The following is an 11,443-nucleotide window of genomic DNA, read 5'->3' on the forward strand; positions in this document are numbered from 1 at the left end:
CCCGACGCGATCGAGGCAGGCCGCCGCCTGGCGGCGGATGGAATCGGCGTCACCGTGGTTGACCCGCGCTGGCTCCTGCCCCTCTCGCTGGACCTCGTCGAGATGGCCGCCGGTTATGACGCCGTCATCAGCGTCGAGGACGGGATCGTCCACGGCGGTTTCGGGTGGGCACTGCGCGACGGACTGACGCAGGCCGCGACGCCCGTGCGCTGCCTCGGGGTTCCCCAGATTTTCCCCGAGCACGGGGAGCGCGCCCAGATGATCGCGGACTTCGGCTACGACGCGGACGGGATCGAGCGAGCGGCGCGCGACGCCGTATCCGCGCTCGGGGCGCGCGACAGCTAGACGCCGAGCGCGTCGCAGATCGGGTCGAGCGTGAGGTCGATCTGCCAGTCACGCGCCCCTCGCGTCACCATGCGTTCCTCGACCTCGTCACCCGACGGACGCGACGGATCCAGGGGCGCCCACGCGAGGTAGCGCTGCACCTGCGGGGCCAGCACAACCTCGGGCGCCAGGCCCAGGCCCGACGCGACGGAGGCGACCGCACTGCGCACCGTGCCCAGGCGCGCCGCCGAGGCCTCGTCAATGCGAGCCCACTGGCGAGGCTCCGGGATCGAGCCGGGCTGAACGGGCTTACGCTTGGGAGGCAGCTCGTCCTCCGTCATGGCGGCCACGCTGGCGAGCGCCCGCATCCATTCGTCCTCGTACTGGCGGGCGACGGGGGAGCGGAACTCGCTGATGCTCATGAGTGCGCGCTTGTTGCGCGGAGGATTCGAGGCCGCGCGCACGAGCGCGGCGTTACGCACCAGGCGCCCTGGGGACATGTCGATGCGACGTGCGATGGACTCGCGCGTCTCCCACAGGGCTTTCAGGACACCCAGGCCTCGACGCGAACGAATCTTGCCCGCGCCGGGCAGCGAACGCCACCGATCCGACTTCGCAGCCGGGGGAGCCACCGTCAGTGCGTAGGCGAACTCCTGCTGCGCCCACTCCCAGCGCCCCATCTGATCGAGGCGCCGAGACAGGCGGTAATACAGCTCCGTCAGCAGTTCGACATCCAGGGCCGCGTAGCGCAGCCACTCCTTGGGAAGGGGACGCACCGACCAGTCCGACGCCTGGTGGTCCTTGACGAGGCCGAGGCCGAGAACCTGCTCAGCGACGGCCGCCAGGCCAAAGCGCTCCAAGCCCACCAGGCGCGCCGCGACCTCGGTATCGAAGAGGGAAGGGGCGCGCAGACCAACCTGGCGAAGATTCGGCAGGTCCTGCAGAGAGTCGTGCAGCAACCACACGTCCTCCACGCCCGGCTGAAGCACGGACAGGTCGGGGAGGGCGTGCGTGTCAATCAAAAACGTGCCGACGTCCTCGCGTCGAATCTGCACCAGGTAAGGGTCGGCGCCGTAACGGAAGCCCTGGGCGCGCTCCACGTCGAGCGCAACGGGGCTCGATCCCGCGGACAGGGCGCGGGCGGCCACGTCGAGGTCACGCTGGGTATCAATGACGGCAGGGGTGCCCCCACGCGGCTGCGCGATGAGCTCCGGATTGTCCGTATCACCCGTGGGCAAGCCGCCACCGTTGTTAACCAGCACTCAGACTCCTTCGAGGTGACGGATGGGAACGATGCCGGCCGTGCGGCGCATGACGTCCGCCCAGCCGGACAGGTGCTCCCCAAGATACTCGCTGGTGGGCGTCCACGATGCGCGCACCTCGACGAACAGAGAGGAGCCTCGCAGCTCGAGCCCGCCGAATGTCTCGCTCATCTCGCGCGTGACTGTGCCCGTCATGTCGTGGAAACCGGCTCCCGCGCCGTCGAGGCAATCGACCATCCAGCCCCACACGCCCTCGGCGAGCATCGGGTCGATCGCCATCTCGGCGTCAACCTGGGTGCGCATCTGGCACACGATGCGGAACGTGCCGTTCCAGCCGATCTGCTCCACGGGATCATGCAGCACGATCATGCGACCGGTCGACAGGGGCTGTCCCGCAGGGTCCTCGTCTATCGTGCGCATCGCCAGTGCGGCCGTAAACGGCGCCAAACGACGAGGCGGGGACACCTCTTCGAGGAGGATATGCGGCAGGTGGTCGGCCTGTCGCAGGGACAGCAGAGCCCGAACAAACTCCTCGGGCACCGCGTTCTCATTCACGATTAAAATCGTAAAGGTGTCATTCCTTCTTGAGGGCCAGACGCGCCGCTAAGGGCCATCTCGATAAGTAGCGGGTACGTGTTCCTCGCAACGTATCGAGACGGCCCCGCGTTTTACAGACCTCGCGGATTGCGCAGAATGAACGCCGTTCGCGGTCTCACATGGACCACGTCACCGGACTGGTAGTCCTTGTGATCGTCATCGCCAGCCGTGTCGACGACCGTGTGCCACAGGTGCCCATACTTGGCGTCAGGCAGCGTAAAGTCGACCGCCTCCGGCGCGGCGTTGATGAGCAGCAGGAAGTCGTCGTCGAGGATGCGCCGTCCGTTGGCGTCGGGTTCGCGGATCGCGTCCCCGTTGTAGAAGACCATCGTGGAGCGAGCCCACGGCTGGTTCCATTCCTCTTCCGTCATGTGCGTGCCGGCGGGCGTGAACCACTCGATCTCGCCCAGGTCCGACTCGCCACCGCGCTTTGCAGGTCCCTCGAGGAAACGACGCCGACGCATCACCGGGTGATCGCGACGCAGGTGGATGAGGTGGCGGGTGAAGCGCAGCAGCTCGTAATCTTGCTCGTCGAGATCCCAGTTGATCCACGACAGCTCGTTGTCCTGGCAGTACGCGTTGTTGTTGCCGCGCTGAGTGCGACCCAGTTCGTCGCCGTGGGCGATCATGGGCACGCCCTGGGAGAACATGAGCGTCGTCAGGAAATTACGCTGCTGGCGGTAGCGCAGCTCGATGATCTCCTCGTCGTCCGTGTCGCCCTCGGCTCCGCAGTTCCACGAACGGTTGTCGTTCGCGCCGTCCGCGCCGCCTTCGAGGTTCGCCTCGTTGTGCTTCTCGTTGTAGGACACGAGGTCGCGCAGCGTGAAGCCGTCGTGTGCGATCACGAAGTTGATGGACGCCATGGGCTTGCGTCCCGTGGTGCCGTACAGGTCCGAGGAGCCGGCGAGGCGGGAGGCGAAGTCTGGCAGCGAGGAAAATTCGCCGCGCCAGAAGTCGCGCACCGTGTCGCGGTACCTGCCGTTCCACTCCGACCACAGGGGAGGGAAGCCGCCGACCTGGTAGCCGTCGGCGCCCACGTCCCAGGGCTCGGCGATCAGCTTGACCTGTGAGACGACCGGGTCCTGGTGAATCAGATCGAAGAACGCGGAGAGGCGGTCGACCTCGGCGAATTGGCGTGCCAGCGTGGAGGCGAGGTCAAAGCGGAAGCCATCCACGTGCATCTCTGTCACCCAGTAGCGCAGCGAGTCCATGATGAGTTGGAGGACCTGCGGGGAGCTCATGAGGAGGGAGTTGCCGGTTCCCGTCGTGTCGAAGTAGTGCTGACGGTCCCCGTCCACCAGTCGATAGTACGAGGGGTTGTCGATGCCTCGGAAGGACAGGGTGGGGCCCATGTGGTTACCCTCGGCCGTGTGGTTGTACACCACGTCGAGGATGACCTCGATGTTGGCGGCGTGCAGGGCCTTGACCATTGCCTTGAACTCGGACACCTGAGCGCCGGGTTCCTGCGTGGCCGCGTAGGCGTTATGCGGCGCGAAGTAGCCGATCGTGTTGTATCCCCAGTAGTTCGACAGGCCCTTGGCCTGCAGCGTCGTATCGTTGGTGAACTGGTGGATCGGCATGAGCTCCACGGTGGTGACGCCGAGCTTCGTGAGGTGCTCGATGATCGCCGGGTGCGCCATGCCGGCGTAGGTGCCGCGCAGCTCCTCGGGGACGTCGGGGTGACGCATCGTCATGCCCTTGACGTGCGCCTCGTAGATGATCGACTCCGAGTAGTCGTGCCCCGGGCTGCGGTCGCCCTCCCAGTCGAAGAAGGGGTTGACGACGACGGAGTGCATGGTTGCCTTGGCGGAGTCTCCGCCCTTGAGGCTGAGGGGGTCGTCTGCTTGGTAGGAGAGAAGGTCGAGAGAATCCTTGAGCTGTCCCTCGATGGCCTTGGCGTAGGGGTCGAGGAGAAGCTTGGAGGAGTCGCAGCGCAGGCCTCGAGCGGGGTCCCAGGGGCCCTCGACGCGGTAGCCGTAGCGCTGGCCGGCCCGCACCTGCGGGACGTAGACGTGCCAAACGTAGGCATCCACCTCGGTCATGGGGATGCGCATTTCGTTGAGCTCGTCGTCTAGGAGGCATAGGGTCACCGAGGTGGCGACCGACGAGTAGATCGCGAAGTTCGTGCCGGTTCCATCAAAGGTGGCGCCCAGCGGGTAAGCCTTACCAGGTCGAGTTTCCATACGGACAAGGGTGGCACGAATGCTCTTCGAGGGGCGCTAATCCGCCCAAAAATGAGCATGTGACTTGGATAACGGCTGTTTGGTTTTGCAATCTGCCCGCAAGGTCTGTTAAGGTTTTACCCGTTGCGAAGAACGGTCAACGTTCTGAGAAACGCGGATGTGGCTCAGTTGGTAGAGCATCACCTTGCCAAGGTGAGGGTCGCGGGTTCGAGTCCCGTCATCCGCTCGGGCGATTGGCGCAGCGGGAGCGCGCTTCCCTGACACGGAAGAGGTCACTGGTTCGATCCCAGTATCGCCCACGGTCACCCCTTGTAGGGGCTGGCGGGCATATGCCCAGCCGCACAAGCGGTGCACGCGGATGTGGCTCAGTTGGTAGAGCATCACCTTGCCAAGGTGAGGGTCGCGGGTTCGAGTCCCGTCATCCGCTCTCAATCGGGAATCCACACGATCCCATTGGGCGTGGTGGGTTGGCCGAGAGGCGAGGCAGCGGCCTGCAAAGCCGTATACACGGGTTCGAATCCCGTACCCACCTCGGGCGATTGGCGCAGGGGTAGCGCGCTTCCTTCACACGGAAGAGGTCACTGGTTCGATCCCAGTATCGCCCACCATTCAAGCCGGATCCTTGTGATCCGGCTCTTTGTGTATGCTCGCTGCTCCCAGGGTCTCGCTGCGCTGTTGGGGCTGAGGGTTCTACTCGCCTCCGGGTTAAAGGGCACAACGTGTTGGTTGTGTGGTGACTTGTCGGCTTGCTGGTGCGGGACAATCAACAGTGAAGGGTGAGCTGTCCCGGGCGGCCATCCACCAGGCCCGAGGCGTACCGCCTGCGCTTGATGTGCGCTCTGGTGCTGGGTCCGAGGCGTACCGCCTGCGCTGGATGTGCGCTCTGGTGCTGGGCCCGTGCGTCTCGTCGACGCCGAGTCGAGGTGTGTCCTCATGACGTGGCCTGTCGCTCAGTGGTGTCCCGCATGGTGGCCTGTGCACCCTCGGGCATGATCAGTTGTCCCGGCCAGATCGGGGAGGGCTTGCGGCGTGAGCGGCAGTGCGCCAGGTGATGAAGGCGTTGTGTGACACGAGCTCAGTTCGGGTCGTTTGGTGACGCCTGTTGGGAGTTTGTCGGCTGCTCGTGGATGTATGCGCGTCGGTAGGGACGAGTGAGCGTTTGTTGGCGTTCCGTCACAGTTCGGGTGAGACCTAACCGTTTTAAAACTTGTCCGACACGCCCGACATCTAAAAATTGACACTTTGATAGCAAAGTGAGTGAACAAGCGGAATCGCTTTTTTGTCGACTGCGGCTATTGCCGTTGATGGAGGACTGTTCGCTACGATTCTTGACCAAATTACAGAGCAGTAGCATAGACTGGCAGGGTGTGAAGCGACGCCGTCGCACATCCCGTTGACAGGAGTTTTCTATGGTCGCCTCGAAGCGCCGTCACGTCGGTGCACTTCTTGCTGCCTTCGTATTGGTACTGAGTTTTTTTGGTCTCACACAGGTTTTTTCTGCGCAGGCACCCGCGCGCGCGGACACGCCCTCCTGCCCGGCGGCAGTGACCAACGTGAGCGATAAGGTCGCGCTGGACTGGGATAAGGCTCAGCTGGTTGACCACGCCGGACGCGAGGTCCACTCGGTCGGCGACTGGTGGGACCTGGGCGTCAAGCTCCCGTGGCAGACGCAGGGGCGTGTCAAGGCCGGTGACTACTTCACCTACGACGCTTCCGTCGTCGAAGCCACGTCCGGACAGTCGGTGCTTCGTCCGACGGTCTCGCGTAGCTTCGACGTCGTCTCCCACGACAACATCGTCGTCGGCTGCGGCACCTGGGCGGCCGACGGCACCGTCACGGTCGTCTTCAACAACAAGGTTGAATCCGCCGCACAGTGGTACGGCACGGTGACGACGAACGGCCTGGCCAGCTACACCGGCCCCGGAGGCGAAACCTACAAGGTGGTCATCGGTGGTAAGGTGACCCGCACCCTGGATATGACCCGCCGCACCCCCGGCGAAGCGCGCTACCAGAAGGACGGTTGGCTGAACCTGAGCGACTCGGAGGACGGTGACGAGAACAAGGCCATCATGTGGCGAGTGGTCCTGCCCGCCGGCGACACGGCCGTGACTGGAGCCTCAATCGTCGACGAGGCCCCCGCCGGTTCGCGCTGGAGCTTCGACTGCGACACAGTCAACGAGTACACGAAGACCCACACCTTCATCGTCACGGACCCGACGACCTCCGAGGGTCTGCGCCGCGACAAGGACACCTCGAACGGTGCGTTCGGCAACGCCGCCCAGATCGAGTGCACCTCCACGAAGGTCACCGTCAAGCTCGCGGAGATCCCCGCCCACCAGTCGGCCATCATCATGCTGCCGGCGCGCGTTGAGGGCGCCAAGCGGGCCAGCGACATCGCTGGCGAATTCGCTAACACCGTGAAGTACACCGTCCCCGGTGAGACGGTCGAGCCCATCACGAAGGTCCTGCGCTACGGAGCTGTCGCCAATGCCTACGCGCACCAGACCTTCTCGGTGACCAAGAAGGTGGAGGGCGAGCTGCCCGAGTCCGCGAAGGACCTCGACTACACACTCGTCATCACGCTGAAGAATGACGCCGATCCGACTGTGAACAAGACCTTCGAGGCGACCATTAAGGCCGGGGAAACCTACACCTACCCCGAGTCGCTCCCGCTGGGCACCGAGGTCACCGTCACCGAGGGCGACCTGCCCACGGCAGCGGAGATCACCTGGAACGATGCCGAGAGCCGCGTCTTCGAGACAGCAGACGGCGTGATGCTGGCGGCCGACAACCGCGAGGCCACCTTCACGCTGAGCGACGAGAACATCTACTCGCTCGTTCTGACGAATACGCTGGCTCCGATGCCGACCCCGACCCCGTCCGCCACGCCGTCGAGCCCCGCGCCGACCCCGTCCGCCACGCCTTCCCCGACGCCCAAGCTGGCCGCGACCGGCACGGACGCCGCCGGACTGGGAGTGCTCGCCGGGATCGTCGCGATGGCTGGTCTGTCGCTCGTGGCCATCAAGCGCCGCGGTCACGCGGTGCGCTGATGACGCGCCACTGCGCGGGCACAGCACGATAACGTAGGCCGTCACGGCCGTGCAGTGGGTGGGAGGAGCGATGCTCCTCCCACCCACTATTCGTTGTCGCAGATAGCCACGATCGCAGCGGGAGCGGGGGAGGAGCGCGCGACGCAACGACGTGGACACACACGCGGCCCTCACGCCTGCGGGAGGCGAGTCACTCCGGGCGCTCGAGGTCTGCTCCGGCGGGCACCCGCCGGAGCTAGCGCAGGTAGACGCGCGCCTCCCACGGCGCCATCGTCGACGAAGGCAGGGGGTCGCCCGCCTCGGCCTCCGAGGAATCAATGGGGGACGCCATGTTGCCCAGGTACAGGGCCCAGCGCGAGGGGCTCAAGTCCTCGTCAAAGAAAACGCCCCGAGGGGTGATCGCACGCCCCGACAGGTTCGTCATGACGAGGACCTCACTGCCCTCGCTCGAACGCACGTAGACGAAGAGCCCAGGATCGCCCGCGTCGACGCGCCGGAAGGACCCCGAGGTCAGGGCGGGGACCCTGTGTCGCGCGTCGATGAGCGCCCGATAGAAGGCCAGGACCGAGGAAGCATCGGCCAGCTGGCGCTCAACGTGAATGGACGAGGCCGACGGAGGCAGGTCGATCCACGGCGTCCCGGACGTGAAGCCGGCGGTGGGGGAGGAGTCCCACTGCATGGGGGTGCGGCCGTTATCGCGCGAGATGGCCGCGAGCCCCGTAGGCACGCCCTCACCGGGATGCGCGCTCAGGTAGTTGAGGGACTCGACGTCGCGGAAGTCGCTCGGGCGGGTGAAGTGCCCGCCGAGCATGCCGATCTCCTGGCCCTGGTAGATGAATGGTGTTCCGCGCTGGAGGAAGTACGCGGTGGCCAGTGCCGTGGCCGACTCGTACCAGGCGCCGTGCGGGTCGCCGAAGCGAGACACCGCGCGCGGCTGATCGTGGTTTTCCAGGTAGAGGGCATTCCAGCCCCGCTCGCCCAGGGCCTCCTGCCAGGTCGACATGACGTCCGCCAGCTCGCCGTCGGCCAGTGTGCGCGGCGAGAACTTGCCGTTTTCCTGGCCCAGGTTGACGTGCTCGAACTGGATGAGCATGTTGAATTCGCGTCTGTCCGGATCGCAGAAGAGGAGGGCCGACTCGGGGGAGGCGTTCGAGGCCTCCCCGACGGTAAACGAGCCAGGATGGCGGGCGAACGTGCGCTCGTGCATCTCCTGAAGGAACTCGTGTAGGCGCGGGCCGTCGGCGAAGCACTCGTGGCCGACGCCGAAGGGGGCGCGCGCGGGCCCCCCGTCGGGCAGCCCCGGTCGCTTCGAGATGACGTCGATCGCGTCGACCCGGAAACCGTCCACCCCTCGATCGAGCCACCAGTTCATCATGTCGTAGACGGCGTCGCGAACCTCGGGATTCTCCCAGTTCAGGTCCGGCTGCTCGCGCGCGAACAGGTGCAGGTAGTACTGGCCCGAGGCCGGGTCGCACTCCCACGCAGACCCCCCGAAGAAGGACTCCCAGTTCGAGGGCTCCGCACCGGGTGTGCCGGGCACTGCTCCCGGGCGCGGATCGCGCCAGTAGTACCAGTCGCGACGCGCGGAGTCGGGGCCCGTGGCGGATTCGACGAACCACGGGTGCTCGACGGACGTGTGGTTGACGACCAAGTCCATGACGATGCGCATCCCGAGCTCGTGAGCGCGAGCGACGAGCGCGTCGAAGGTCTCGAGGTCGCCAAAGAGCGGGTCGATGTCGCGGTAGTCGGAGATGTCGTATCCGTTGTCTGCCTGCGGCGAGCGATAGATGGGCGATATCCACACGATATCGACGCCGAGCTGAGCCAGGTACTCCAGGCGGCGCACGATCCCCTGCAGATCCCCCACTCCGTCCCCGTCGCTGTCCTGGAAGGAACGCGGGTAGATCTGATAGAGCACCGCGTTCATCCACCACGGGTCGGCATCGCCGCGCCCGGTCGGCAGCAGGTCGGAGTGGAGGATCATCGACATCAGAGGTCGACCGTCACCGAGGCCTCGTAGGTTTTCTTGCTGTCGTGGTAGACGGCCGAGCAAGTGAAGTTGTGGGTCCCGTTCTTGCCGGTCGCGGCCAGCGTTCCGCTCAGCTGTCCCTTGACCTCGAACTGCTGCTCGCCCTTGGAGTTCTTGCCGGTCTTGCCGATCGAGGCGTCCGTGATGCGGCCGCTGGTCACAACTTGGCTCAGCGCGGATCGGCACGCCTCCATGACGCCGTTCTCTTCCTCATCGGACACCGAGCTCGCCGAGGAGCTGGACGAGCTGGAGGAAGGCTTGGGGCTGGAGGTCGGCTGGGGACTGCGAGACGGCGTGGGGCTGTTGGACGGGGTCGGGCTGTACGTCGAGGTCGGCGACGGAGAGCTCGAGCGCTCGGAGGACGAAGAACCTGACGTGGCCGCCGAGTACAGGAAGAGGACGATGATGCCGCCGATCAGAGTGATGACAAATACACCGCCGATGATGGCTGCCATCAGTCCGCCGTTGGATTTGCGAGGCGCCGGGCCCATCGGCGCGCCACCGTAGGGCGAGGGAGTGGGGCCGGGCATTGCGTTTCCATACCCCTGCTGAGCGCCCTGCGGGTAGCCGGGCTGCTGGTTGTAACCGCCGGTCGGCTGCTGTTGGAACGGCTGCTGATTCTGAGGGGGGAACGGGGTACTCATAGCGGACTTTCGTGTTGGTGAGAGAGGTCTCAGGGATCGTTCTGTATCCTACCAGGCGCTAGGCTTGAGGCATGACGATCGACTACTTGACCCGGCCTCGTCCCCTCGCTCCCCGCCAGGACATCCTCCCCGTCATTATCGGCGGGGACTTCGGAGTGTATGGGATTGGCCGCTGTTTCAACGAAGCCTTCGGATGTCGCTGCATCTGCGTGGGTTCCCAGCCGACCGATTCGATCACACGGTCACACTTTTTCGATGTCCGACATGTGAGTGCACACGCGACGGACGCCCAGCTGCTGGACACCCTCATGACCATCGCCGGTGAGCATTCCGACAAGAAGCTCATCCTGATGGCGAACCACGACATTTTCTCCGCTTTCGTCGCCCGCAACATGGCGGCGTTGTCGCGCCACTATGCGCTGCCCTTCCCGTCCCTGGACGTCATGAACCGCCTGACGGACAAGGCCGAGTTTGCGCGCGCCTGCCAGCGCGCGGGCATCGACACGCCCGGCACCGTCGTCGTCGACTTCTCAGGCGTCCTCGACGAGGCCTGGGCGGCTCCGGAGATTCCCTTCGCTTTCCCCGTGGTGGCCAAGGCCGCCAACGGGGAGCCCTACGACGTCCTCGAATTCGAGGGCAAGCGCAAGATCTGGTTCATCGACACCCCCGACGAGCTCACTCAGCTGTGGGAGACCCTCAAAGCCGCGGGGTTCCGCGACACGTTCCTGGTCCAGGAGCTGATCCCCGGCGATAACACGGCGATGCGTTCGATCACCGCCTACGTGGACTCCCGCGGCACGGTCACGCTCATCGGCTCCGCGCGCGTGCTCCTCGAAGACCACGCGCCGACCATGATCGGAAACCCCGTGGCGATGATCACCGAGGACTTCCCCTCCCTGTGGGAGGACGCCTGCACACTGCTCACCGAAAACGGGTACCGCGGCTTCGCGAACTTTGACGTCAAGATCGATCCTCGCGATGGACGCGCCGTCTTCTTCGAGGTCAACCCCCGCATCGGGCGTAACAACTGGTACATGGCTGCCGCCGGGGCGAACCCCATGATCCCGATGGTTGCCGACCTCATCGACGGCCAGGAATGCGAGCAGACGCAGGCGCGCGATGAGATCCTCTACACGATGGTCCCCGATTCTCTTCTCCTGCACTACATCACAGACCCCGAGCTGCGCGCGCGGGTCACGCGCATCATCCGCGAGGGGCGTCGCTTCGACCTGCTGCTCAACCCGACCGAGAAGGACCTGCGCCGCAACCTCACGGTGTGGCTCCAGAAGCAGAACCACCGGCGCAAGTTCGCCCGCTACTATCCGGAGCCGACCGACACCTCCTACTGAGCTCC

At 65.3% G+C, this 11,443-nt stretch carries 8 protein-coding genes and 5 tRNA genes; 8 read left to right on the plus strand and 5 right to left on the minus strand.

The genetic code is table 11. The features are described from left to right. On the plus strand, positions 1 to 345 hold a 345-nt coding region (locus tag HMPREF1138_RS05330; RefSeq protein ID WP_039937041.1), incomplete at its 5' end, for a transketolase C-terminal domain-containing protein. On the opposite strand, the gene HMPREF1138_RS05335 is transcribed toward HMPREF1138_RS05330, so the two are convergent. The 3 genes from HMPREF1138_RS05335 to glgX form a co-directional block, all read right to left on the minus strand. After that, entirely contained in the window at positions 342 to 1,586 is a 1,245-nt protein-coding gene (locus HMPREF1138_RS05335) for an HRDC domain-containing protein (RefSeq protein WP_009057494.1), read from the minus strand. The two genes, HMPREF1138_RS05330 and HMPREF1138_RS05335, sit on opposite strands and share 4 nt — an antisense overlap. Continuing rightward, complete coding sequence (locus HMPREF1138_RS05340; protein WP_009057456.1) at positions 1,587 to 2,126, minus strand: DUF3000 family protein; 540 nt, start codon at positions 2,124 to 2,126, stop codon at positions 1,587 to 1,589. Positions 2,127 to 2,254: 128 nt separating this feature from the next. Continuing rightward, the gene (gene glgX / locus HMPREF1138_RS05345; protein ID WP_009057496.1) at positions 2,255 to 4,366 is read right to left on the minus strand and encodes a glycogen debranching protein GlgX; all 2,112 of its coding nucleotides are present in this window, start codon (positions 4,364 to 4,366) and stop codon (positions 2,255 to 2,257) included. 153 nt (positions 4,367 to 4,519) lie between these two features. Here glgX and HMPREF1138_RS05350 point away from each other — a divergent pair. The 6 genes from HMPREF1138_RS05350 to HMPREF1138_RS05375 all read left to right on the plus strand — a co-directional run bounded on the left by HMPREF1138_RS05350 (position 4,520) and on the right by HMPREF1138_RS05375 (position 7,416). After that, positions 4,520 to 4,592 (plus strand) — tRNA-Gly (locus tag HMPREF1138_RS05350). Position 4,593: 1 nt separating this feature from the next. After that, positions 4,594 to 4,665, plus strand: a tRNA-Val gene (locus HMPREF1138_RS05355). A gap of 55 nt (positions 4,666 to 4,720) precedes the next feature. Next, positions 4,721 to 4,793 (plus strand) — tRNA-Gly (locus HMPREF1138_RS05360). A gap of 34 nt (positions 4,794 to 4,827) precedes the next feature. Then, positions 4,828 to 4,898, plus strand: a tRNA-Cys gene (locus tag HMPREF1138_RS05365). Position 4,899: 1 nt separating this feature from the next. After that, positions 4,900 to 4,974, plus strand: a tRNA-Val gene (locus HMPREF1138_RS05370). Positions 4,975 to 5,775: 801 nt separating this feature from the next. Further along, entirely contained in the window at positions 5,776 to 7,416 is a 1,641-nt protein-coding gene (locus HMPREF1138_RS05375; RefSeq protein WP_009057490.1) for a DUF5979 domain-containing protein, read from the plus strand. A gap of 235 nt (positions 7,417 to 7,651) precedes the next feature. On the opposite strand, the gene HMPREF1138_RS05380 is transcribed toward HMPREF1138_RS05375, so the two are convergent. Beyond that, the gene (locus HMPREF1138_RS05380) at positions 7,652 to 9,400 is read right to left on the minus strand and encodes an alpha-glucosidase (protein ID WP_039937064.1); all 1,749 of its coding nucleotides are present in this window, start codon (positions 9,398 to 9,400) and stop codon (positions 7,652 to 7,654) included. Between the two features lie 5 nt (positions 9,401 to 9,405). Further along, positions 9,406 to 10,089 carry a hypothetical protein gene (locus HMPREF1138_RS11080; protein WP_155887140.1) on the minus strand — a complete coding sequence of 228 codons (684 nt, stop codon included), beginning with the start codon at positions 10,087 to 10,089 and terminating at the stop codon, positions 9,406 to 9,408. A 71-nt stretch (positions 10,090 to 10,160) separates the two neighbouring features. On the opposite strand from HMPREF1138_RS11080, the gene HMPREF1138_RS05395 reads away from it, so the two are divergent. Next, on the plus strand, positions 10,161 to 11,438 hold the full coding sequence (locus HMPREF1138_RS05395) for a carboxylate--amine ligase (protein ID WP_009057470.1): 1,278 nt from the start codon (positions 10,161 to 10,163) through the stop codon (positions 11,436 to 11,438). Positions 11,439 to 11,443 lie beyond the last annotated feature (5 nt).

The organism is Actinomyces sp. ICM58 (assembly GCF_000283035.1).
Taxonomy (GTDB): Bacteria; Actinomycetota; Actinomycetes; order Actinomycetales; family Actinomycetaceae; genus Pauljensenia.

Bases quoted from the DNA above. Each gene is read 5' to 3' on its own strand.
- glgX (WP_009057496.1), bottom strand. From the start codon at position 4,366: ATGGAAACTCGACCTGGTAAGGCTTACCCGCTGGGCGCCACCTTTGAT.
- HMPREF1138_RS05375 (WP_009057490.1), top strand. From the start codon at position 5,776: ATGGTCGCCTCGAAGCGCCGTCACGTCGGTGCACTTCTTGCTGCCTTC.
- HMPREF1138_RS05380 (WP_039937064.1), bottom strand. From the start codon at position 9,400: ATGATCCTCCACTCCGACCTGCTGCCGACCGGGCGCGGCGATGCCGAC.
- HMPREF1138_RS11080 (WP_155887140.1), bottom strand. From the start codon at position 10,089: ATGAGTACCCCGTTCCCCCCTCAGAATCAGCAGCCGTTCCAACAGCAG.
- HMPREF1138_RS05395 (WP_009057470.1), top strand. From the start codon at position 10,161: ATGACGATCGACTACTTGACCCGGCCTCGTCCCCTCGCTCCCCGCCAG.